Consider the following 26,344-nt stretch of genomic DNA (forward strand, 5'->3'; position numbering starts at 1 on the left):
TCGGCCTCGCTCACGCCCAGCAGGGCCTGGGCCACGTGGTTGCGAAACGGCACCGGCCGGCCCAGATGGGCACTCTCGCCGAGCAGGAAGGCGAGCATCTCGTGGCGCACCACTTCCAGGGCGCTGTGGTCCATGGCCACGTGGTGGAACTGCAGGGTGGCGTGGACCTGCCCGCCGGGCTCCGGCGCCTGGCACTGCAGGCGGATCAGCGGGGCCTGGGTCAGGTCGAAGCCGGTGTCGGGCAACGCGCCGGGAGCCAGTTGCACGACACGCAGCCGGGCCTGGCGCCAGACCACCTGCAGCGGCGTTTCCAGGGTCTTCCAGTGCACCGAGGTGCGCAAGATGTCGTGGCGTTCGATCACTCCTTGCAGCGCCTGGGCGAAGGCCTCGACCCGGCTGCTGTCGGAAAACACGAAGCGCGCCTGCATCACATAGGGATCATGCTCGCCGGCACTGGCGTGGTGGAACAGCATGCCCTGTTGCAGCGGCACCAGCGGGTAGATGTCCTGCACGTTGGCCGCCCCGCCGGGGATGGCCGCGACCACCTGGTCGAGGCTGTCCTGGTCGAGTTCGGCCAGGCTGAGCATGGCGCAGGTGATGCGCTCGCAATCGGCGGGGATGCGGTTTTCCGGCACTTCGACGCTACCCTGGCGCGCCGCCACGTATTCGCCGCGCTCCAGCAGGGCGACCAGCGCCGGCTTGTGCTCGCGCAAGCGTGCCACCAGGGCTGCGTCGGTCAAGGCCTGGCGATTGCCCTGGACCACCAGCTGGCCATCCTTGAGGGCCAGCTGGACATTGTTGGCGGTCAGTGTCGCCAGTAGTTCGTTGATGCTCACAGGACGATCTCCATTCTGTCTGTGATGGCGGCATAGCCTGCCAGCGTCGGGTGTTCGAACAGGCTGCGCACGTCGGCCTCCAGGCCCGCTTCGCGCAGGCGCGAGGTGAGGGTCACCGCCAGCAGCGAATGGCCGCCCAGTTCGAAGAAGTTGTCATGGCGCCCTACCCGCTCCACGCCCAGCAGCTCGCTCCAGATCCGCGCCAGCAGCTGTTCGGTGTCGCCGGCCGGCGCCTCGTAGTCGCGGGTCGGCAGGTCCGCTGCCGGCAGGGCCTTGCGGTCGAGCTTGCCGTTGGCGGTCAGCGGCAGGGCCGGCAGCGGAATGAACAGTGCGGGCACCATGTATTCCGGCAGTTGCCCGAGCAACGCTTCGCGCAATGCCTCGGCCAGCGGCACGTCGCCGGTGACATAAGCCACCAGGCGCGGGCCGGCCGGCTGGGCGTCGTGCACCAGCACCACGGCTTCGCGCACCCCGGCCACACGGGTGAGGCAGGCTTCGATCTCGCCCGGCTCGATACGCAGGCCGCGCAGCTTGATCTGGTGGTCGGTGCGGCCGAGGAACTCCAGTACGCCGTCGTGGCGCTGGCGTACCAGGTCGCCACTGCGGTACAGACGCTCACCGTCAACGAACGGGCTGGCGATGAAACGCTCGGCCTGTTGCTCCGGCAAGCCCAGGTAGCCCCGCGTCACTCCGGCTCCGCCGATGTGCAACTGACCGGCAACGCCGAACGGCACGGGCTGGTCGTGGGCGTCGAGGACGTACAGGCGGGTGTTGTCGATCGGCCGGCCGATCGGCAGCGCGCCGGACGGCAGCGGATCTTGTGGTTCCAAGGTCCAGACGCTGCAATCCACCGTGGTCTCGGTGGGGCCATAGACGTTGTGCAGGCGCACCTGTGGCAAGCGCTCGCGTACCTGGCGGGCCAGCGCTTCGGTGAGCTCGCCACCACCGCAGACGATGTCGGTGAGGCTGGCGCAGGCGGCACTGGCGTTCTCGTCGAGGAACTGCTGCAGCAAGGCCGGCACGAACTGCACCACGTTCACCTGCTGCCGTTCGATCAGTTCCACCAGGTACTGCGGGTCGCGCTGGCCATCCGGGCGCGCCAGCACCAGGCGCAACCCGCTGCACAGCGGCCAGAACAGCTCCCACACCGAGGCGTCGAAGCTCACCGGGGTCTTGTGCAGCACCGCACCTTCGTTCGGGAACAGCCCGGCGCTCCAGTGCACCAGGTTGACCACGTTGCGGTGCTCGACCATCACGCCCTTGGGCAGGCCAGTAGAACCTGAGGTGTAGATCACATAGGCCAGGTGCTCCGAGGTCAGGCCAGGCACCTGCGGATTGCTGTCCGGCAGCTCGCCCCAAGTCGGCTGATCGAGGTCGACCAATGTCGCCGACGAACCCACCAGGGCGCGGGTGGCCTGTTGCACCAGCAACGCCCGCGGCTGGCTGTCGGCGAGCATGTGGCCGAGGCGCTCGGCCGGATAGTCCGGGTCGAGCGGCACGTAGGCGCCACCGGCCTTGAGGATCGCCAGCAGGCCGACCAGCAGCGGCAGGCCGCGCTCGACGCAGATCGCCACCCGGTCGTCGGGCTGCACGCCCAGCGCGATCAGGTGATGGGCCAGGCGGTTGGCCTCGGCATTGAGCTGGGCATAACTCAGCTCACCCTGCTCCGCGCAGATGGCCACGGCCTCGGGCGTACGCAGGGCCTGGGCCTCGAACAGCGCCTGGAGGGTCTGGGTCAGGTCGTGAGGCCGCGCCGTGCGGTTGCAGTCGTGCAGCAGCTGACGGCGCTCATCGAGCGACAGCACCGGCAGTTGCAGCAACGCCTGGCGTGGCTCGCGTGCCAGCGCTTCGACCATGGCCTGCAGCACCTGCCGCAGCTGCTCACAGACCCGCGCGGCGCCGACCGCCGCCGGGGCCAGGGCTACCAGACGGAAGCTGGCGCCGATGTCGTCCACGCTCAGGCTCAGCGGATAGTTGCTGCGCTCGTTGCTCTGCAGGGTCTCGATACCCTGCAGCGCCAGGCGCTGGGCCTCGTCCGCCTGGCTGCCGTGACGGTAGTTGAGCATCGCGCTGAACAGCGGCGCCGGTGCCGGCACGCCGCTGCAGCGCTGGGCCAGGGCCAGCGAAGCATGCTCGTGGGCGAGCAAGGCACTGAGGCGCTGCTGGGTCTGATGCACCGCCTCCTGCAGGGTCGCGGCCTGCAGGTCCAGGCGCAACGGCAGGGTGTTGATGAACATGCCCAAGGCCTGTTCGGCGCCCTCGCCAGCTTCCAGCCGGCCCAGCAGCACGGTGCCGAACACCACGCTGTCGCGGCCGCTGGTCGCTGCCAGCAGACGGCCGTAGGCCAGGTGGAACAGGCTGGCGACGCTGACGCCCAACTGCCGGGCCTGTTGCCGCAGGTCTGCGCACAGGGCCGCGTCCAGCCACAGCTGGGCCTCCTCGATACCCTGGCCATCGACCTGCACGTCCCCCAGGCCGTAAGGCAAGGTCGGCTCGTCGATATCGCCCAGTTGCTCGCGGAAGAACGCCTCGTGCTCGGCCTGGCTGACGCCCAGGCGCGCCTGGGCCACGTAGTTGCGGTATGGCGCGCCCTGCCCGGCGGGCACCGCTGCACCCTGCAGGTAACCGACCAGCTCGCGGCCCAGTACATCCAGGGCGGTATGGTCGAGGACGATATGGTGGAACTGCAACGCGGCCAGCAACCCTGAACCTTGCGGGTCCGGCCAGTGGTACAGACGCACCAACGGGGCCTGTTCCAGGGCCAGGGCGTGCGGCACCGCGGCTTCATCCGCCACCTCGAACACCGCCAGAGCGGCCTGGCGCCAGACCACCTGCACCGCCTGCGGCAGGCCGTCCCACAGCACCGAGGTGCGCAGCACGTCGTGGCGGGCGATCACCTTGCCCAGGGCATCGACAAAGGCGTGCAGGCGTTCGTGGCTGGCGAACGCCATGCGCGAGGCCAGCACGTAGGGGTCGTGCTCCGGCGAGCTGAGGTGGTGATAAAGGATGCCTTCCTGCAACGGCGCCAGCGGGTAGATGTCCTGCACGTTGGCCGCGCCCCCCGGCACCGTGGCGACGATACGTTCGATGGCGGCCGGCTCCAGCTCCACCAGCGGCAGCATGTCCGGGGTGATCCGGGTGCAGCCGGCCGGGATCCGGTTGGCCGGGACCTCGACCTGACGGCCCTGGCCCAGGGTCGCCGCCAGCGCCGCCACCGTCGGCTGGCCGAACAAGGTGCGTACGTCGGCCTGCAGTCCGGCCTGTCGCAGGCGCGCGGTCAGGCTCACCGCCAGCAACGAGTGGCCGCCGAGTTCGAAGAAGTTGTCGTGGCGACCAACCTGCTCGATACCCAGCACCTCGGCCCAGATCGCGGCTATTGCCACCTCGGAAGCACCGCTCGGCGCGACATAGACTTGGCGAACCAGGGCCGAGGGGTCGGGATCCGGCAGCGCCTTGCGATCCAGCTTGCCGTGGCTAGTCAGTGGCAGTGCGTCCAGGCGGACCAAGGCTTGCGGCAGCAGATGCGCCGGCAGGCTGGCCTGCAAGCCCTCGCGCAGGCGCTCGATATCGACCGCTGCCGCTTCGGTCAACCACGCCAGCAGGCGCTCGTCACGCACCAGCACCACGGCATCGGCGATGCCCGGCTGGGCCTTGAGCGCGGCCTCGATCTCGCCCAGCTCGACCCGCACACCGCGGATCTTCACCTGGTCGTCGTTGCGCCCCTGGTAGTCCAGGGTGCCGTCGGCGTTCCAGCGCACTAGGTCGCCGGTGCGATACATCCGGCCAGCAGCGAACGGGTCGTCAAGGAAACGCTCGGCGGTAAGGTCGGGGCGGTTGAAGTAACCGCGTGCCACCTGCGCGCCACCGATGTACAGCTCGCCGGTCACGCCGACCGGCACCGGTTGGAGCTGCGCATCCAGCACATAGACACGGGTGTTGGCGGTCGGCTTGCCGATATGCAGCGCGCCGCCCGGCTGAAGTTGACCGGACGTTGCGACCACCGTGGTCTCGGTCGGGCCGTAGTTGTTGACCAGCACGAAGCCCGGATCGCGGTCGAACTGGCGCAGGCGGTCGCCGCCCACCAGCAAGGTGCGCAGGGTCGGGTGCTGGCGTTCGCGGCGCAGCGCCTGCTCGGCCACCGGGGTCGGCAGGAAGCTCACTTGCAGCGGCTGTTCCAGCCACCAGTCGAGCAATTCATCGACATGCTCGCCGCCAATCTGCACCGGCGGCAGGTGCAGCACCGCCCCGGCGCACAGCGCCGGCCAGGCCTCCCAGGCCATGGCGTCGAAGCCGAAGCCGGCGACGCTGGAGGTGTGGCTGCCGGCGCCCAGGTCGAAGGCCTGGCAATGCCTGTGGACCAGGTTGGCCAGGGTACGGTGCTCGACCATCACCCCCTTGGGCTGGCCGGTGGAGCCGGAGGTGTAGATCACATAGGCCAGCTGATCCGCATCCAGACCGGCGACGACGGGGTTGCTGTCGGCTTCATGAGCCCAGTCATCGCCATCCAGCGCAACCTTGGCCACCTCGCCCACCAGCGACTCAGTGCCCGATTCGACCAGCACCAGCGTCGGCGCACTGTCACTGAGCAGATAGGCAATGCGCTCCGCCGGATAGCCCGGATCGACCGGCACATAGGCCGCGCCGGCCTTGAGCACGGCCAGCATCGCCACCAGCCGCTGCGGACCGCGCGGCAGGCACAGCGCGACACGGTCGCCCAGCGCCACGCCACGCTTGATCAGGTAATGGGCCAGGCGATTGGCGCGCTGGTTCAGCTCGCCATGGCTCAGGCTCACCTCGCCCTGCACCACGGCCAGCGCCTCGGGTGCCTGGGCCTCGACCAGCGCGTGCACGGTGTGCCCCTGCGGGTAGCTCGCAGCCGTGGCATTGAAGCCTTCGAGCACTTGGCCCAGCGCTGTGTGATCGAGGATGGGCAATGTGTTGACCTGCACCGCGCCACCTTGCTCCAACGCCTGGATCAGCCCGGCCACAGCCGAGCTCATCCAGCCCGCGACCCGCTCGGCGCCGATCCCCAACAGGGCCAGCACGCTCAGGGTGAAGCCTTCGCCGTGGTCGTCCACGCTCAGGGTAAGTGGGTAGTTGCTGCGTTCCTCGCCGCCTAACTGGTGCATGCCCTGGAAGCTGTCGCCAGCTGCTGCGGCGACATCAACCGGGCTGTGACGGTAGTTGAGCAAGGCGCTGAACAGTGGCGACGAGGCCGCCACCCCACTGCAACGCTGAGCCAGCGCCAGCGATGCATGTTCGTGGCCAAGCAGCGCCGACAGCCGCTGGTGGGTAAGCCGTACTGCGTCACTGGCCCCCTTGGCCGTGTCGATGCGCAACGGCAAGGTATTGATGAACACGCCCAACGCACGGTCGGCGCCCTCGCCGCCCTGCAGGCGGCCCATCAGCACGGTGCCGAACACCACGTCGTGACGTCCCGCCAGCACTCCGACCACGCGGGCCCAGGCCAGGTGCATCAGGCTCGCGGCGCTGACACCCTGCGCCCGCGCCTGTTCGCGCACCCGGCGCGACAAGGCCAGGTCCAGCGGCAGGCGGGCTTCCTCGATATCACGCCCATCGCCCTGCACATCGGCCAGGCCCATGGGCAGGGTCGGCTCGTCGACATCGCCGAGCATGTCGCGGAAGAACGCCTCGTGCCCCGCCTCGGCGGCGCCCAGGCGCACCTGGGCCACGTAGGTGCGGTACGGCACGGCTGCGCTCAGCAGGTGCTGGCTCCCAGACAACAACGCCTGCATTTCATGGACAATGACCTCCATCGCCGTGTGGTCCAGGGCCAGGTGATGGAAGTGCAGCACCGCGACCACGCGCTGCCCGGCCGGGTCCATGGCGTAGGTCAGGCGCAGCAGTGGCGCCTGGGTCAGGTCCAGGCGCTGCGAGCGTGCGTCGAAATGATCGTGCAGGCGCTCGATCACCGCCTCCTCGCCCAGCCCAGTAACTTCGTGCACGTCCAGGCGGGCTTGGCGCCAGACCACCTGCACCGGCTCCGCCAAACCTTCCCAGACCACCGAAGTGCGCAGGATATCGTGGCGGTCGATGACCTGCTGCAAGGCACCGGCACAGGCTTGCAGCCGTTCCAGGCTGTCGAAGGCCAGGCGGGTCTGCAGCAGATAGGGATCACCCTGCTCCGCACTCAGGTGGTGATAGAGGATGCCTTCCTGCAACGGCGCCAGCGGGTAGATCTCCTGCACATTGGCGGCGCCGCCCGGCACGCTGGCGACGATGCGGTCGATGCTGGCCTGGTCGAGATCAATCAGGCTGAGCATCTCTGGCGTGATCCGGGTCGCATCGTGGGGGACACGGTTCTCGGGTACGGCTACCTCTCGTCCAGAACCCACCGCCGCCGCCAGCGCGGCCAGGGTCGGCTGGGCGAACAGCACGCGCACGTCGGCAGCCAGGCCGGCCTGGCGCATGCGCTCGACCAGGCTCACCGCCAGCAGCGAGTGGCCGCCCAGCTCGAAGAAGTGGTCGTGGCGACCGACCTGCTCGACCTTGAGCACTTCGGCCCAGATCGCGGCCAGTGCCGTCTCCACCTCGCCCTGCGGCGCCTCGAAGGCGCGGCTGACCACGGCCTCGCTGCCCGGCTGCGGCAACGCACGGCGGTCGAGCTTGCCGTTGGCGGTCAATGGCAAGGCTTCAAGTCGCACATAAGCCGATGGCAGCATGTAGTCCGGCAGTACGCCTTGCAGGCGCTCGTGCAGTTCGCCGATGGCCGCCACGTCACCGGTGAAGTACGCCACCAGGCGTTTGTCGCCCGGCGCGTCCTCACGCACGATCACCGCCGCGTCGCGCACGCCCGGGCATTCGCCCAGGCGCGCCTCGATTTCGCCCAGTTCGATGCGGAAACCGCGCAGCTTGATCTGCTGGTCGGCACGGCCCAGGTAACGCAGGGTGCCGTCGGCCTGCCAACTGACCAGGTCACCGCTGCGGTACATGGTGCCGCCATTGAACGGATCCGGCAGGAAGCGCTCGGCCGTCAGCTCCGGCTGGCCCAGGTAACCCAGGGCCACGCCGTCGCCGGCGATGTACAACTCGCCTACCGCCCCTACCGGCAGCAGTTGCTGGCGGACGTCGAGCACGTAACAGCGGCTGTTGCCGATCGGTTTGCCGATCGGGATGCTGCCCTCGCCCACCGCGGTGATTTCGTGGGTGGTGCTGAAGGTGGTGGCCTCGGTCGGGCCGTAGCCATTGAGCAGGTGTTGCGGCGCGCCGTCACGCAGTACCCGGGCAATCACCGCCGGGTCCAGCACATCGCCGCCGACCATCAGGTAACGCAGGCCACGCAACGCCGGCAGCAGGTCGTCAGCGAACTGGTGGAACAGGCCGGCGGTCAGCCATAGCACGGTGACGCCCTGATCCAGCAGCACTTCGCGCAGGCCCTGGCGCGACAGCACCTGGTCCTGGTCGATCACCACGACCGCGCCACCGTTGAGCAGCGGCGCCCAGACTTCCAGGGTGCTGGCGTCGAACGCCGGGTTGGAGGCGAAGGCCACGCGGTCCTGGTGGTTGAAGTCGGCAAAACCGTTGTTGATCACCAGGCGCACGATGGCCCGGTGCGGCACCTGCACGCCCTTCGGCGTGCCGGTGGAGCCGGAGGTGTACATGATGTACGCCGCGCCGCCGGCGTCCACCGCCAGGCCCAGCGGCGCAGCCGCATAGGTGCTCAGGTCGAGCCGGTCGAGTTCGACCCGGCGCGGGCCCGCCACTTCGGGCTGGTCGCTATGGGTCAGCAGCAACGCCGCCCCGCTGTCACCGACCATGAACGCCTGGCGCTCGGCCGGGGCATTGCCGTCCAGCGGCACGTACACTGCCGCGCACTTGCTCACCGCCAGTTGGGCCGCCAACAGGTCGAAGGTGCGTGGCAGCAACAAGGCCACTCGATCACCGGCGCGCACGCCCAGTTCCAGCAGATACCCGGCCAGCCGATTGGCCTGCCGGTCGAGGGCCTGGTAACTCCAGCGCCTTGTGCCATGGGCCACCGCCAGCGCATCCGGGCTGGCCTTGGCCTGCGCCTCGAACAACACATGCACGGGCAGATCACGCGGGTAGTCGCGCCCGGTGGCGTTGAATTGGCGCAACATTCGCTCGCGCTCGGCTGCCGGCAAGCCATGCAGCCGGCTCAGTGGCGTTGCCGGCGTATGCGCCAATGCTTCGACCAAGCGGGCCACGGCCTCCTGCAACAGCTGGCAGACCAAGCCGCCGTCCACGGCCGCCACCGCTTGCACTGTCAGGGCGAAGCCATCCCCCAGGTCGTCGACGCTGACCACCAGCGGGTAGTTGCTGCGCTCATGGGCGGCCAGCAGTTCGATCCCCTGCCAGGCCTGGGCCTGCTCCGTGCCGCCAGCCGCGCTGTGGCGGTAGTTCAGCAGGCTGGTGAACAGTGCCTGTGAGGCCGGCACGCCGCTGCAGCGCTGGGCCAGGGCCAGGGAGGCCTGTTCATGGGCCAGCAGGCGCGCCAGGCGCTGATGGGTCAGGCGCACGCCCTCGACCACGTCCATGTCGCCCACGCTGACCCGCAACGGCAAGGTGTTGATGAACATGCCCAGCGCCCGTTCGGCACCCTCGCCGCCCTGCAGGCGGCCGAGCAGCACGGTGCCGAACACCACCTCCTCACGGCCGGACAACTGCGCCAGCACCTGCCCCCAGGCCTGGTGCACCAGGCTGGCGACACTGATCCCCAGCGCCCGCGCCTGACCGCGCAAGCGTTGCGCCAGGCTGTCGTCCAGGTACTGGCGATGGTCGAGCACATGACTGCCATCGCCCAGCGCGTCACGCAGACCGAACACCTCGGTCGGCGCATCGATATCGCCCAGCAGCTGGCGGAACATCGCCTCCTGCGCCTGACTGTCGTCGCGCAATCGCGCATGGGCCACATAGTTGCGGTACGGCACGCTGTCGCCCTGAGGCTCGCGGCCCAGCAGCACATCGCCGACCTCCGCCACCAGCAGCTCCATGGCGGCATGGTCGAGGAGGATATGGTGCAGCAGCAGGGTCGCCTGCAGGCGGCCATGCTCCACACTGCTGCTCAGGTGCATCAGGGGGGCGCGCCCCAGGTCCAGGCGCACGCTGTCCAGCGCCGGCCGGATGTCCAGGCGCGCTTCGCGCCAGACCACCTGCACGGCCTCATCGAGCCCCTGCCAGTGCACGCTGGTGCGCAGGATGTCGTGACGGGCGATGATCTGGTTCAGCGCGGCGACGAAGGCGTCCAGCTCGGCTTGGCCGGCGAAGGCGAAGCCCAGTTGCAGCACATAGGGGTCGATCTCGGCGCTGGCCAGGTGGTGGTAGAGAATGCCCTGCTGCAACGGCGCCAAGGCATAGAGGTCCTGGACATTCGCCGCGCCGCCGGGGATCTGCCGCACGACCTGGTCGAGCGCCGCCTGGTCCAGTTTCGCCAGTGGCAGCATATCGACGGTGATGCGCTGGCAGTCGGCCGGGATGCGATTGGCCGGCACCTCCACCATCACTTCGCCGCCCACCGCCGCCGCCAGCGCCGCCAGGGTCGGCTGGCCGAACAGCACCCGCACATCCGCCGCGAGGCCCGCCTGGCGCATGCGCGCGGTCAGGGTCACGGCCAGCAGCGAATGGCCGCCGAGCTCGAAGAAGTTGTCGTGGCGACCGACCTGTTCGACACCCAGCAACTCACGCCAGAGTTGCGCCAACAGCGTCTCGACCTCGCCTTGCGGCGCCTCGTAGACCTGCTGCGTCGCCTCTGGCTGCGGCAGCGCCTTGCGGTCCAGCTTGCCGTTGGGGCTCAGCGGCAGCGCCTCGAGGTAGGTGAACGAGGCTGGCACCATGAACTCCGGCAATTGGCCGAGCAGTGCCGCGCGCAAAGCCTCCGGCGCCTGCCGGGCACCGGTGTAGTAGGCCAGCAGGCGCTGCTCGCGGGCCAGTACCACCGCCTCCTTGACCCCTTCGACGCGGGTCAGGCAGGCCTGGATCTCGCCCAGTTCGATGCGCAGGCCGCGCAGCTTCACCTGGTCGTCGTTGCGCCCCAGGTACTCCAGGTTGCCGTCGGGCAGATGCCGGGCCAGGTCGCCCGTGCGGTACAGGCGACCACCGGCCTGGCTGGCGAACGGATCGTCAAGGAAGCGTTCGGTCGTCAGTTGCTCGCGGTTGAGGTAGCCACGCGCCACCTGCACGCCGCCGATATACAGCTCGCCGGCCACGCCGCGCGGCACGGGCTGGCCGTGGGCATCGAGCACGTACAGCGTGGTATTGGCGATCGGCTTGCCGATCGGCGTGTTGTCCGGCGCCGTCACACAGTGCCAGGCGCTGACGTCCACCGCCGCTTCGGTCGGGCCGTACAGGTTGTGCAGCTCGACCGTCGGCAGCTGTGCCTGGAAGCGCCGCACCAGCGCGCCGGGCAAGGCTTCGCCGCTGCACAGCACGCGCTTGAGGCGGTGCGGCAGGACATCGCCATAGGCGAGAAACACATCGAGCATGGACGGCACGAAGTGCAAGGTGCTGACCTGCTCGGCGCGGATCACCTCGCGCAGGTACTCGGGGTCGCGGTGCCCGCCAGGGCGCGCCATCACCAGCCGTGCCCCGGTCTGCAGCGGCCAGAGGAACTCCCACACCGACACGTCGAAACTGAACGGGGTCTTCTGCAGTACCACGTCGTCAACGCCCAGCTGATAGGCGTCCTGCATCCACAGCAGGCGGTTGACCACCGCGGCGTGCTCGTTCATCACCCCCTTGGGCAGGCCGGTGGAACCGGAGGTGTAGATCACGTAGGCCAGGTGGCGCGGGGTCAACCCTGCCACCTGCGGCGCCTGTGCCGGTTGCTCCAGCCAAGTCGGCAGGTCGAGGTCGATCACCGGCACCGCGCTGGCCTGCGGCACATGGCGTGTGGCGGCGTGCACCAGCACCGCCAGCGGGGCGCTGTCGCCAAGCATGTGGCGGATGCGCTCGGCCGGGTACTCCGGGTCCACCGGCACATAGGCGCCGCCCGCCTTGAGGATGGCCAGCAGGCCGACCACCATCGCCAGGCCCCGCTCGACGCAGATCGCCACCCGGTCGTCGGGCTTCACGCCCAGGTCGATCAGGTGATGGGCCAGGCGGTTGGCCTGGTCATCCAGCTGGCGATAGCTCAGCTCGCCCTCCTCTGCCTTTACCGCCACGGCATCAGGGGTGCGCCACACCTGGGCCTCGATCATTCCGTGCAGGGTCTGGTCAAGGTCGTAGGCCTGGATCGTGTCGTTGAAATCGCCCAGCACCTGACGCCGTTCATCAGTGCTCAGTACGGGCAGGCGCTCCAGTTGCTCCTCGGGGTGCTGTTCAAGCGCCAGCAGCAGACCGTCGAGCACCTGCAGCATCTGCGCGCAGACTCTTTGCGCGCCGACTTGGGCAGACACCTGCACGCCCAGGCGCAGGCCGTCGCCGAAATCATCCACGTTAAGGCTCAGCGGATAGTTGGTGCGCCCCTCGCTGCCCAGCGCCTCGATACCTTCCCAGGCTTGCGCCTGCGGCGCAGCCCGGCTGCTCTGGCGGTAGTTGAGCAAGGCGCTGAACAGCGGCAGCGGCGCCGCCACCTGGCTGCAGCGCTGGGCCAGGGCCAGCGAGGCGTGCTCGTGGAGCAACAGCGCCGAAAGCTCGCGGTGCGTTGCCAGCACGCCTTCGCGAACGCCGAGCCCACCCAGGTCGACCCGCAGCGGCAAGGTGTTGATGAACATGCCCAGCGCCCGTTCGCTGCCCTCGCCGCCCTGCAGACGGCCCAACAGCACGGTGCCGAACACCACCTGGTCCTTGGCGCAGGCACTGCCCAGCAGGCGCGCCCAGGCCAGGTGCACCAGGCTCGCAGTGCTCACCCCCAGCTGGCGGGCCTGGTCACGCAGGCGGCCATAGCGGGCCCCCTCGAAATCGACCTCGGCCTCATCGAGGGCCAGCCCCTCGCCTTGCACCTCGCGCAGGCCGAACGGCAGGCTCGGCTCGTCGATATCGCCCAGGCGGGCGCGGAAGAAGGCCTCATGCTCGGCCTCGCTGACGCCCTGGCGCGCCTGCACCACGTAGTTGCGGTACGGCACCGACGGTGGCGGCGGCTCGTCGTGGCCCGACAGGTAGCCGCGCAGCTCGGCCTGCACCGCCTGCATGGCGATATGGTCGAGCACGATATGGTGGAACTGCAGCACCGCCTCGATCCGCTGACTGCCCGGCACGGCGCGGTGCAGCAGCCTGATCAGCGGCGCCTGGCCCAGATCCAGGCGTGCCAGGTGCTGCGCGTCGAGCGGCGCCAGTTGCAGCGGCGCCTGGCGCCAGACCACCTGCACCGGTTGCGCCAGGCCCTCCCAGAGCACCGCGGTGCGCAGGATGTCATGCCGGGCGATGACCTGCTCCAGGGCCTGGGCGAACGCCTGCAGGCGCGCCGGGCTGTCGAAGCGCAATTGCGCGCGCAAGGCATACGGATCGGCGTCCGTGCTGCTCAGGTGCAGGTAGAGAATGCCTTCCTGCAACGGTGCCAGTGGGTAGATGTCCTGCACGTTGGCCGCGCCGCCCGGCACCGTGGCAACGATGCGTTCGATGTCGGCCTGCTCCAGCGCCACCAACGGCAGCATGTCCGGGGTGATGCGGGTGCAATCGGCCGGGATCAGGTTGGCCGCAACCGGCACCTGGCGGCTGTGCCCCAGGGTGGTTGCCAGCGCCGCCACCGTCGGCTGGCCGAACAGCGTGCGCACGTCGGCTTGCAGGCCAGCCTGGCGCAGCCGCGCGGTCAGGCTTACGGCCAGCAGCGAATGGCCGCCCAGTTCGAAGAAGTTGTCGTGACGCCCTACGCGCTCGACACCCAGCAACTGCGCCCAGATTTCGGCCAGCAGGGTTTCCGTGTCGCCCTGTGGTGCTTCGTAGCCGCCCGCCTGCAGATCCGGCAGCGGCAGTGCCTTGCGCTCCAGCTTGCCGTTCGGGGTCAGTGGCCAGCTGTCGAGATGGATGAACAGCGCCGGCACCATGTACTCCGGCAGCTGTGCCAGCAAGGCCCGGCGCAGCGCGTCGGCCTGTTGCGGTTCACCCCGGTGATAGGCGACCAGGCGCGCCCCGCTGTGCGGATGCTCGTGCACCAGCACCAGCGCCTCACGCACACCCGCGATCCGGTTCAGGCAGGTCTCGATCTCGCCCGGCTCGATACGCAGGCCGCGCAGCTTGATCTGGTGGTCGGTGCGGCCGAGGAACTCCAGTACGCCGTCGTGGCGCTGGCGCACCAGGTCGCCACTGCGGTACAGACGCTCACCGTCAACGAACGGGCTGGCGATGAAACGCTCGGCCTGTTGTTCCGGCAAGCCCAGGTAGCCCCGCGTCACCCCGGCCCCGCCGATGTGCAACTGACCGGCAACGCCGAACGGCACGAGCTGGTCGTGAGTGTCGAGGACGTACAGGCGGGTGTTGTCGATCGGCCGGCCGATCGGCAATGCGCCCGCCGGCAGCGGATCCCGCGCTTCCAAGGTCCAGACGCTGCAATCCACCGTGGTCTCGGTGGGGCCATAGACGTTGTGCAGGCGCACCTGTGGCAAGCGCTCGCGCACCTGGCGGGCCAGGGCTTCGGTCAGCTCGCCACCGCCGCAGACGATGTCGGTGAGGCTGGCGCAGGCGGCACTGGCGTTCTCGTCGAGGAACTGCTGCAGCAACGCCGGCACGAACTGCACGACGCCGACTTGCTGCCGCTCAATCAGCTCAGCCAGATACTGCGGGTCGCGCTGGCCATCCGGACGCGCCAGCACCAGGCGCAGTCCGCTGCACAGCGGCCAGAACAGCTCCCACACCGAGGCGTCGAAGCTCACCGGGGTCTTGTGCAGCACCGCGCCTTCGCTCGGGAACAGCCCGGCGCTCCAGTGCACCAGGTTGACCACGTTGCGGTGCTCGACCATCACGCCCTTGGGCAGGCCAGTAGAGCCGGAGGTATAGATCACATAGGCCAGGTGCTCCGAGGTCAGGCCAGGCACCTGCGGATTGCTGTCCGGCAGGTCGCCCCAGGTCGGCTGATCGAGGTCGACCAATGTCGCCGACGAACCCACCAGGGCGCGGGTCGCCTGTTGCACCAGCAACGCCCGCGGCTGGCTGTCGGCGAGCATGTGGCCGAGGCGCTCGGCCGGATAGTCCGGGTCGAGCGGCACGTAGGCGCCACCGGCCTTGAGGATCGCCAACAGGCCGACCAGCAGCGGCAGGCCGCGCTCGACGCAGATCGCCACCCGGTCGTCGGGTTTCACACCCAGTTCGATCAGGTAATGGGCCAGGCAATTAGCCTGGGCGTTGAGCTCGCGGTAGCTCAGTTGCCCCGCTTCGGCGTACACCGCAATCGCTTCCGGGGCGCGTGCTGCCTGCCGCTCGAACAGCGCCTGGATCGGCTGCTCGGAATCATTGGCCCGCGCTGTCGCGTTGCAGTGCTGCAACAGGTAGGCGCGTTCCTCGTCCTGCAGCACAGGCAGTTGCAGCACCGTCTGCCCGGATTGTGCCTCCAGGCCTTCGACCAACGCCAGCAGCACCTGTCGCAGCTGCCCGCAGACCCGCTGGGCACCAACCGTCGCCGGGGTCATGGCCACCAGGCGGAACCCTTGGCCCATGTCGTCCACGCTGAGGCTCAGCGGGTAGTTGCTGCGCTCCTGGCCGCTGAGGAACTCGATGCCCTGCCAGTCCAGGCGCCGGGCTTCGCTGACCTCCTGGCCGTGGCGGTAGTTGAGCATGGCGCTGAACAGCGGCGCCGGCGCCGGTACGCCGCTGCAACGCTGGGCCAAGGCCAGCGACGCATGCTCGTGGACCAGCAAGGCGCTCAGACGCTGCTGGGTCTGACGCACCGCCTCGGGCAGGGCCGCGCCCTGCAGGTCCAGGCGCAGCGGCAAGGTATTGATGAACATGCCCAGCGCCCGCTCGGCCCCCTCGCCGGCCTCCAGCCGGCCCAGCAGCACGGTGCCGAACACCACGCTGTCGCGGCCACTGGTGGCGGCCAGCAGGCGGGCGAAGGCCAGGTGGAACAGGCTGGCGGGGCTGGTGCCCAGTTGCCGGGCCTGCTGGCGCAGGCGCGCGGCCAGGGTTTCGTCCAGCCACAGCTGGGCTTCCTCGATAGCCTGGCCATCGCCCTGCACGTCGCTCAGGCCGTAGGGCAGCGTCGGCTCGTCGATATCACCCAGCAGCTCGCGGAAGAACGCCTCGTGCTCGGCCTGGCGGACGCCCAGGCGCGCCTGGGCCACGTAGTTGCGGTAAGGCACCGGGGCCTGCAGCGGTGCCGTGGTGCCTTGCAGGTAGCCCAGCAGTTCCGCGCCGATGATCTCCAGGGCGGTGTGGTCGAGGACGATATGGTGGAACTGCAGTAGTGCTTCGACCCGCTGGCTGCCGGTATCGGCGCTGTACAGCAGGCGAATCAGCGGTGCCTGGCTCAGCTCCAGGCGTTGCAGGTCCTGCCCTTCCAGCGGTGCGACCAGCAGCGGCGCCTCGCGCCAGACCACCTGCAGCGGTTGCGCCAGGCCCTCCCAGAGCACGGCGGTACGCAGCACATCGTGGCGTGCGATGGCCTGGCGCAACGCAGCGGCGAAGGCCTCGAGCCGCGCCAGGCTGTCGAAGGCCATGGGCGACTGCAGCACATAGGGGTCGTGCTCCAGCGAGCTGAGGTGGTGATAAAGGATGCCTTCCTGCAACGGCGCCAGCGGGTAGATGTCCTGCACGTTGGTCGCGCCCCCCGGCACCGTGACTACGATGCGTTCGATGGCGGCAGGTTCAAGATCCACCAGTGGCAGCATGTCCGGGGTGATCCGGGTACAGCCGGCCGGGATCCGGTTGGCCGGGACCTCGACCTGACGGCCCTGGCCCAGGGTCGCCGCCAGCGCCGCCACCGTCGGCTGGCCGAACAAGGTGCGTACGTCGGCCTGCAGGCCGGCCTGGCGCAGACGCGCGGTGAGGTTGACCGCCAGCAGCGAGTGGCCGCCTAGCTCGAAGAAGTTGTCGTGGCGACCAACCCGCTCGATACCCAGCACTTCGGCCCAGAGCGCAGCAATGGCAGTTTCCACAGGACCTTGCGGCATGACGTAGTCCTGGGCGGCGAGCATGGCCGGTTGCGGCAGCGCCTTGCGGTCCAGCTTGCCGTGGCTAGTCAGTGGCAGTGCGTCCAGGCGGACCAAGGCTTGCGGCAGCAGATGCGCCGGCAGGCTGGCCTGCAAGCCCTCGCGCAGGCGCTCGATATCGACCGCTGCCGCTTCGGTAAACCACGCCAGCAGGCGCTCGTCACGCACCAGCACCACGGCATCGGCGATGCCCGGCTGGGCCTTGAGCGCCCCCTCGATCTCGCCCAGCTCGACCCGCACACCGCGGATCTTCACCTGGTCGTCGTTGCGCCCCTGGTAGTCCAGGGTGCCGTCGGCGTTCCAGCGCACCAGGTCGCCAGTGCGATACATCCGGCCACCAGCGAACGGGTCGTCAAGGAAACGCTCGGCGCTAAGGTCGGGGCGGTTGAAGTAACCGCGTGCCACCTGCGCGCCACCGATGTACAGCTCGCCGGTCACGCCGACCGGCACCGGTTGGAGCTGCGCATCCAGCACATAGACACGGGTGTTGGCGGTCGGCTTGCCGATATGCAGCGCGCCGCCCGGCTGAAGTTGACCGGACGTTGCGACCACCGTGGTCTCGGTCGGGCCGTAGTTGTTGACCAGCACGAAGCCCGGATCGCGGTCGAACTGGCGCAGGCGGTCGCCGCCCACCAGCAAGGTGCGCAGGGTCGGGTGCTGGCGTTCGCGGCGCAGCGCCTGCTCGGCCACCGGGGTCGGCAGGAAGCTGACCTGCAGCGGCTGCTGCAGCCACCAGTCGAGCAGTTCGTCCACGTGCTCGCCGCCAATCTGCGCCGGCGGCAGGTGCAGCACCGCTCCAGCACACAGCGCCGGCCAGGCTTCCCAGGCCATGGCGTCGAAGCCGAAGCCGGCGACACTGGAGGTGTGGCTGCCACCGCCCAGGTCGAAGGCCTGGCAATGCCAGTGGACCAGGTTGGCCAGGGTGCGATGCTCGACCATTACCCCCTTGGGCTGGCCGGTGGAACCGGAGGTGTAGATCACATAGGCCAGCTGATTCGCATCCAGACCGGTAACGACGGGGTCGCTGTCGGCTTCATAAGCCCAGTCATAGCCATCCAGCGCAACCTTGGCCACCTCGCCCACCAGCGACTCAGTGCCCGACTCGACCAGCACCAGCGTCGGCGCACTGTCACTGAGCAGATAGGCAATGCGCTCCGCCGGATAACCCGGATCGACCGGCACATAGGCCGCGCCGGCCTTGAGCACGGCCAGCATCGCCACCAGCCGCTGCGGACCGCGCGGCAGGCACAGCGCGACACGGTCGCCCAGCACCACGCCACGCTTGATCAGGTAATGGGCCAGGCGATTGGCGCGCTGGTTCAGCTCGCCATGGCTCAGGCTCACCTCGCCCTGCACCACGGCCAGCGCCTCGGGCGCCTGGGCCTCGACCAGCGCATGCACGGTGTGCCCTTGCGGATAATTGACGGTTGTGGCGTTGAAGCCCTCCACCACCTGGCGCAAAGCCTCGTCATCCAGCATCGGCAGATGATCGAGTCCCTGGCCCGGCGCCCGCTCCAGCGCCTGCAACAGTTGGCCTATCGTATTGACCATCCACGCGCCGACCTGCGCCGCAGGCAACCCCTCGGCGGCCAGCACGCTCAGCGAGAAACCCTCGCCCAGGTCATCGACGCTCAGGGTCAACGGGTAGTTGCTGCGCTCCTCGCCGCCCAGCAGGCGCACACCCTGCCAGATACCTTCACCGTCCCGGGCCGCCTCGGCGCTATGCCGGTAGTTGAGCAAGGCACTGAACAACGGCGCCGAAGCCGCCACGCCGCTGCAACGCTGGGCCAGTGCCAAGGGCGCATGCTCGTGACCGAGCAGGGCCGACAAGCGCTGATGAGTGACGCGCACGGCCTGCTCCACCGGCAGCGCGGTGTCCACCCGCAGTGGCAAGGTGTTGATGAACATGCCCAGGGCGCGGTCGGCGCCTTCGCCGGCTTGCAGGCGGCCCATCAATACGGTGCCGAACACCACATCGCGACGCCCTGCCAGCACGCCCACCACCCGCGCCCAGGCCAGGTGCACCAGGCTCGCGACGCTGACGCCACGCTGCCGGGCCTGCTCGCGCAGGCCTTGGGCCAGGGCGTCAGGCAGCCTCAGGGCAGCATGCTCGACCCGCCCGCCATCGCCCTGCACATCGGCCAGGCCAAAGGGCAGGGTCGGTTCTTCGACATCCCCCAACTGGGCGCGGAAGAACGCCTCATGGCTGGCCTGATCGTCGCCCAGGCAGACCTGGGCGAGATAATTGCGATACGGCACCGCGGCAGGCAGCGTGGCGCCACGCCCGTCCAGCAGCACCTGCATCTCCTCGCCGACCACGGCCATGGCGGCGTGGTCGAGGGTCAGGTGGTGGAACTGCAGCAGCGCCACCCACTCGCCCTGGCGCGGATCCTCGGCATAGACCAGCCGCAGCAAGGGCGCCCGAGTCAGGTCCAGACGCTGCTGGCGGGCATCGAAACGCGCCAGCAACTGCTCGATCACGGACGCCTCACCCAGGCCGGTGACTTCGCTGAGCGCCAGGTCGGCCTGGCGCCAGACCACCTGCACCGGCTCCGCCAGGCCTTCCCAGACCACCGAAGTGCGCAGGATATCGTGGCGGTCGATGACCTGTTGCAAGGCCGCTGCCCAGTTAAGCAGGCGCTCGAGGCTGTCAAAGGCAAGGCGCGACTGCAACAGGTACGGATCGCCCTGCTCCGCGCTCAGGTGGTGATAGAGGATGCCCGCCTGCAACGGCGCCAGCGGGTAGATCTCCTGCACATTGGCGGCGCCGCCCGGCACGCTGGCGACGATGCGGTCGATGCTGGCCTGGTCGAGATCAATCAGGCTGAGCATCTCTGGCGTGATCCGGGTCGCATCGTGGAGGACACGGTTCTCGGGTACGGCTACCTCTCGTCCAGAACCCACCGCCGCCGCCAGCGCGGCCAGGGTCGGCTGGGCGAACAGCACGCGCACGTCGGCAGCCAGGCCGGCCTTGCGCATGCGCTCGACCAGGCTCACCGCCAGCAGCGAGTGGCCGCCCAGCTCGAAGAAGTGGTCGTGGCGACCGATCTGCTCGACCTTGAGCACCTCGGCCCAGATTGCGGCCAGTGCCGTCTCCACCTCGCCCTGCGGCGCCTCGAAGGCGCGGCTGACCACGGCCTCGCTGCCCGGCTGCGGCAACGCACGGCGGTCGAGCTTGCCGTTGGCGGTCAATGGCAAGGCTTCAAGTCGCACATAAGCCGACGGCAGCATGTAGTCCGGCAGTACACCTTGCAGACGCTCGTGCAGTTCGCCGATGGCCGGGGTCTCGCCGGTGAAGTACGCCACCAGGCGTTTGTCGCCCGGCGCGTCCTCACGCACGATCACCGCCGCGTCGCGCACGCCCGGGCATTCGCCCAGGCGCGCCTCGATTTCGCCCAGTTCGATGCGGAAGCCGCGCAGCTTGATTTGCTGGTCGGCACGGCCCAGGTAGCGCAGGGTGCCGTCGGCCTGCCAACTGACCAGGTCACCACTGCGATACATCGTGCCGCCGTTGAACGGATCGGGCAGGAAGCGCTCGGCCGTCAGCTCTGGCTGGCCCAGGTAACCCAGGGCCACGCCGTCGCCGGCGATGTACAACTCGCCCACCGCCCCCACCGGCAGCAGTTGCTGGCGGGCATCGAGCACGTAGCAGCGGCTGTTGCCGATCGGTGTGCCGATCGGGATGCTGCCCTCGCCCACCGCGGTGATTTCGTGGGTGGTGCTGAAGGTGGTGGCCTCGGTCGGGCCGTAGCCATTGAGCAGGTGTTGCGGCGCGCCGTCACGCAGTACCCGGGCAATCACCGCCGGGTCCAGCACATCGCCGCCGACCATCAGGTAACGCAGGCCACGCAACGCCGGCAGCAGGTCGTCAGCGAACTGGTGGAACAGGCCGGCGGTCAGCCATAGCACGGTGACGCCCTGATCCAGCAGCACTTCGCGCAGGCCCTGGCGCGACAGCACCTGGTCCTGGTCGATCACCACGACCGCGCCACCGTTGAGCAGCGGCGCCCAGACTTCCAGGGTGCTGGCGTCGAACGCCGGGTTGGAGGCGAAGGCCACGCGGTCCTGGTGGTTGAAGTCGGCAAAACCGTTGTTGATCACCAGGCGCACGATGGCCCGGTGCGGCACCTGCACGCCCTTCGGCGTGCCGGTGGAGCCGGAGGTGTACATGATGTACGCCGCGCTGCCGGCGTCCACCGCCAGGCCCAGCGGCGCAGCCGTATAGGTGCTCAGGTCGAGCCGGTCGAGTTCGACCCGGCGCGGGCCCGCCACTTCGGGCTGGTCGCTATGGGTCAGCAGCAACGCCGCCCCGCTGTCACCGACCATGAACGCCTGGCGCTCGACCGGGGCATTGCCGTCAAGCGGTACGAACACTGCCGCGCACTTGCTTACCGCCAGCTGGGCCGCCAACAGGTCGAAAGAGCGTGGCAGCAACAAGGCCACGCGATCACCGGCGCGCACGCCCTGCTCGAGCAAGTAGACGGCCAGGCGGTTGGCCTGGTCATCGAGCTGGGCATAGCTCCACTGGCGTTCACCGTGGATCACCGCGAGTGCCTCGGGCGTACTCGCGGCGTGGGCTTCGAACAGGCGGTGGGCGGCCAGGTCGCGCGGGTAGTCGCGTGCCGTGGCATTGAAGCGACCCAGCACGCAGTCGCGCTCGACCATGGGCAACCCATGCAGGCTGTGCAGCGCGACCTGCGGCGCCTGCTCCAGCGCCGTGACCAACTGCGTCAAGGCCCACTGCAGCAAGCGGCAGACGCGCTCGCCATCGACCGACGCCACGGCCTGCACCGTCAACCGGAAATCATCCCCATAGTCGTCGACGCTGACCACCAGCGGGTAGTTGCTGCGCTCCTGCGCGGTCAACAGTTCAATCCCCTGCCAGACGGGCCCCTGCGCAGGCTGGCCAGCACTGTGGCGATAGTTCAGCAGGCTGCTGAACAGCGCCTGCGAGGCCGGCACGCCGCTGCAGCGCTGGGCCAGGGCCAGGGAGGCCTGTTCATGGGCCAGCAGGCGCGCCAGGCGCTGGTGGGTCAGGCGCACGCCCTCGGCCACGCCCGCAGCCCCCACGCTGACCCGCAGTGGCAAGGTATTGATGAACATGCCCAGCGCCCGGTCGGCGCCCTCGCCGCCCTGCAGGCGACCGAGCAGCACGGTGCCGAACACCACCTCTTCGCGTCCGGACATCTGCGCCAGCACCTGCCCCCAGGCCTGGTGCACCAGGCTGGCGACACTGACCCCCAGCGCCCTGGCCTGCCCGCGCAGGCGTGCGACCAGCGCCGGCTCCAATGGCCAGCGGCTTTCACCCACCGAATGGGCTTCGGCCATCGCCTCGCGCAGGCCGAACGCTTCGGTCGGTTCGTCGATATCGCCCAGCAGCTCGCGGAACAGTGCCTCGTCGGCCTGAGGGTCCGCGCCAAGGCGTGCCTGGGCCACGTAGTTGCGATACGGGATGCTGGCCGGCAGCTCTGCGGGGCCTTGCAACAGTGCCCCCACTTCGAGCATCAGCTGCTCCACGGCGGTGTGGTCGACAAGAATATGATGCAGCAGCAGGGTCGCCTCCAGGCGTCCGTCCTGCCGCTGGCTGCTCAGGCGCAACAAGGGCGCCTGGCCGAGGTCGAGCCGTGGCGTTTCGAGCGCCGGGCTCAGCAGCAGCGGCGCCTCGCGCCAGACCACCTGCACTGCCTCGTCCAGGCCCTGCCAATGCAGGCTGGTGCGCAGGATGTCGTGACGCGCAATGACCTGGTTCAGCGCGGCGACGAAGGCGTCCAGCTCGGCCTGCCCGGCAAAGGCGAAACGCGCCTGCACCACATAGGGGTCGGCGCCTTCGCTGGCCAGGTGATGGTAGAGGATGCCCTGCTGCAACGGCGCCAGGCCGTAGATATCCTGGATATTGGCCACGCCACCGGGGATCTGCCGCAGCAGTGTGTCGATGGCGTCCTGATTGAGATCGGCCAGGGGCAGCATGTCCGGGGTGATCAGCGTGCAACCTGCCGGAATGCGGTTGGCCGGCACCTCGACAGCGGCCCGGCCACCCACCGACGCCGCCAGCGCGGCCAGCGTGGGCTGGCTGAACAGCACCCGCACATCGGCCGCCAGCGCCTGCTGGCGCATGCGTTCCACCAGGCGCACCGCCAGCAGCGAGTGGCCGCCCAGCTCGAAGAAGTTGTCGTCACGCCCCACTGGCCCGACACCCAGCAGGTCCGCCCAGATCGCCGCCAGGGCGGTCTCGATCGGGCCCTGGGGCGCCTGGTACTGGCGCACCGGTGCTTCGGGCGCCGGCAGGGCCTTGCGGTCGACCTTGCCGTTGGGCGTCAGCGGCATGCCATCGAGGTGGATGAACAGTGCCGGCACCATGTACTCGGGCAACTGCTCCAGCAGACGCTCGCGCAGGTACTGCGCGGCGTGATCCTGGCCAGTGTGGTAGGCGACCAGGCGCTGGCCGCTGTGCGGGTGTTCGTGGACCAGCACCAGCGCCTCGCGCACGCCGTCCACGCGGCTCAGGCAGGCTTCGATCTCGCCCGGTTCGATACGCAGGCCGCGCAGCTTGACCTGGTGATCGTTGCGACCGAGGAACTGCAACGAACCGTCAGCGCGCTGGCGCACCAGGTCACCGCTGCGGTACAGGCGCTCGCCGCGCACGAACGGGCTGTCGATGAAGCGTTCGGCCTGTTGCCCGGCCAGGCCCAGGTAGCCACGCGCTACCCCCACGCCGCCGATATGCAGGTGCCCGGCCACGCCCCACGGCAGCGGCTGGTCCGCGCCGTCCAGGACGTAAAGGCGGGTGTTGTCGATCGGCCGGCCGATCGGCAGCGCGCCGTCCGGCACGGGCTGATCGGGCTCCAGGGTGCAGACGCTGCAATCGACCGTGGTTTCGGTGGGGCCGTAGACGTTGTGCAGGCGCACTTGCGGCAAGCGCTCGCGCACCTGGCGCACCAGGGCTTCGGTCAGCTCGCCACCGCCGCAGACGATGTCGGTGAGGCTGCCGCACTGTGCGCTGCGCGCCTGTTCGAGGAACTGCTGCAACAGCGCCGGCACGAACTGCACCACGTTGACCCTGGACTCGATGATCCGCCGCGCCACATAGTCCGCGTCACGCTGGCCGTCCGGCCGCGCCAGCACCAGGCGCAGGCCGCTGCCCAGCGGCCAGAACAGCTCCCACACCGAGGCGTCGAAACTGATCGGGGTCTTGTGCAGCACGGCGGCGCCCGCCTTCGCGGGGCACAGCCCGGCGCTCCAGTGCACCAGGTTGACCACGCTGCGGTGCTCGACCATCACGCCCTTGGGCAGCCCGGTGGAGCCGGAGGTGTAGATCACATAGGCGAGGTGGCGCGAGGTCAACCCGACCACCCGTGGGTCGGTCGCCGGCAGGCTTTCCCAGCCCGCCTGGTCGAGGTCGACACGCGGCACCGCCAGTTGGCCCGGCACCTCGCGGGTGGCCGCGTGCACCAGCACCGCCAACGGCGCGCTGTCGACGAGCATGTGGCGGATGCGCTCGGCCGGGTAGCTCGGGTCCACTGGCACATAGGCGCCACCGGCCTTGAGGATAGCCAGCAGGCCGACCACCATCGACGGGCCACGCTCGACGCAGATCGCCACCCGGTCGTCGGGGCGCACGCCCAGGGCGATCAGGTGGTGGGCCAGGCGGTTGGCCTGTTCGTTGAGCTGCCGATAGGTCAGCTGTCCACCTTCCGCCTCGATGGCCACCGCCTGTGGATGCAGCAGCGCCTGGCGCTCGAACAACGCGTGCAGCGGCTGGTCGAGATCGTGTTCGGCGGCCGTGGTGTTGCAGCCGGTCAGCAGTTGATGGCGCTCCTCGGGCGTCAGCACCGGCAGCGCCAGCACGGGCAGGTCGGGGGCGCGCTCGAGCGCCTCCACCAGCCCCTCGAACACCTGTCGCAGTTGTCCGCACAGCCGCTCGGCCCCCCATTCGGCAAGGGCCTGTACCGTCAGGCGCAGGTCGTCACCCAGATCGTCGACCGCCAGGTTCAAGGGGTAGTTGGTACGCTCTTCGGTGCCGACCACATCGATGCCCGGCGCCACCGCGATCACCGCGGCGGCGTCATCTGCCGCGCTATGGCGATAGTTGAGCATGCTGTTGAACAACGGCATCGGCGCCACCACACCGCTGCAACGCTGGGCCAGGGCCAGTGGTGCCTGTTCGTGGCCGAGCAGTGCGGTCAATTGGCGGTGGGTCAGCAACAGTGCATCCCGCACACCCTGCCGCTGCAGGTCGACCCGCAGCGGCAAGGTATTGATGAACATCCCGAGGGCGTGTTCGCCGCCCTCGCCCGCCGCCATGCGCCCCAGCAGCACGCTGCCGAACACCACCGACTCGCGCCCGGACCACGCGCCCAGCAGGCGCGCGAGCCCCAGGTGCATGATGCTGGCCGGGCTGACCCCGAGCGACCGGGCCTGGGCGCGCAGGCGTTGGCTGAGGCCGGGCGCCAGGGTGATCCGGGCCTCCTCCATGGCTTGGCCGGCCACCTCCTGGACGCCGAAGGCCAGGGTCGGTGCGTCGATATCGGCCAGCATGGCGCCGAAGAATGCTTCATGGGCCTGGTCGTCCTGGGCCCGGCGGCTCCTGGCCAGCAGGTCACGGAACGGCACCGGGGGTGGCAGACGCTCGCTGTCACCCGCGAGATACGCGTGGATCTCGCGGCGCACGATGTCCAGGCCGGTGTGGTCCATGACCGTGTGATGGAAAAGCAGCAGGCCCAGCACCCGGCCATCGCGATCCTGGCCATGTACCAGGCGCAGCAAGGGGGCCTGGGCCAGGTCCATGCGGTAATGACGCGAGTCGAAACGGGCGCGCAGTTGCTCCAGCGGCTCGTCACCGTCCAGGTTCCCGACTGCCTCGCACGCCAGCGGCGCCTTGCGCCACACCACCTGCAGCGGCTGGTCCAGGTATTCCCAGGCCAGTGCCGTGCGCAGGATGTCATGGCGCTGGATCACCCAGTCGAGCGCCTCGGCGAACGCCTGCAGGTGCGCCGGGCTGGCGAAACGCAGCTGGGCCTGCAGCACATAGGGGTCGCCCTCGGCGGCCGTGAGGTGGTGGTAGAGCATGCCCTCCTGCAGCGGCGCCAGCGGGTAGATGTCCTGCAGATTCGCCGCGCCCCCAGGCAGCGTGGCGACGATGCGGTCGATGGCGGCCTGGTCGAGCCCGGCCAGGGGCAGCATGTCGGGGGTTATGCGCAGCGCCGGGCTCAGCCAGCCATCCTCCAGGCCCGCGAGCATCTCCAGCAGCGCTGGCTTGTGCGTCGCCAATGCGTCCCACAACACCTCATCGAGCGTGTCGTCATCGCCCTCGACGATCAGGTCGGCCTCCTCGCGCTGGAGTCGGATCGCACGGGTGGAAAGCGCTGCCATGAGTTCGCTGAAGAGCATTGGTAAGCATCCTGCTTTTGCCAGTCGGAAATGCTCGGAACGCTAATGGATCGCGGGGGGGCGGGC

The 26,344-nt window shown here is 69.2% G+C and carries 2 protein-coding genes (1 of these 2 running past the window's edge); both read right to left on the bottom strand.

Going from position 1 to position 26,344, the window contains the following annotated elements:
* Positions 1 to 836, bottom strand: the 5' end (the start) of a protein-coding gene (locus C3F42_RS02935) for a non-ribosomal peptide synthetase (RefSeq protein ID WP_104443934.1). It extends 13,699 nt beyond the left edge of the window; 836 of the gene's 14,535 nt are visible here — the first part of the coding sequence; its start codon is at positions 834 to 836; the stop codon falls past the left edge of the window.
* Complete coding sequence (locus C3F42_RS02940) at positions 833 to 26,278, bottom strand: non-ribosomal peptide synthetase (RefSeq protein WP_104443935.1); 25,446 nt, start codon at positions 26,276 to 26,278, stop codon at positions 833 to 835. The genes C3F42_RS02935 and C3F42_RS02940 overlap by 4 nt, the downstream gene beginning before the upstream one ends.
* Between the last annotated feature and the right edge of the window lie 66 nt (positions 26,279 to 26,344).

The organism is Pseudomonas sp. PONIH3 (genome assembly GCF_002934345.1).
In the GTDB taxonomy this organism is placed as follows: domain Bacteria; phylum Pseudomonadota; class Gammaproteobacteria; order Pseudomonadales; family Pseudomonadaceae; genus Aquipseudomonas; species Aquipseudomonas soli.

Coding starts and splice junctions, on each gene's coding strand:
- C3F42_RS02940 (WP_104443935.1), bottom strand. CDS start 26,278: ATGCTCTTCAGCGAACTCATGGCAGCGCTTTCCACCCGTGCGATCCGA.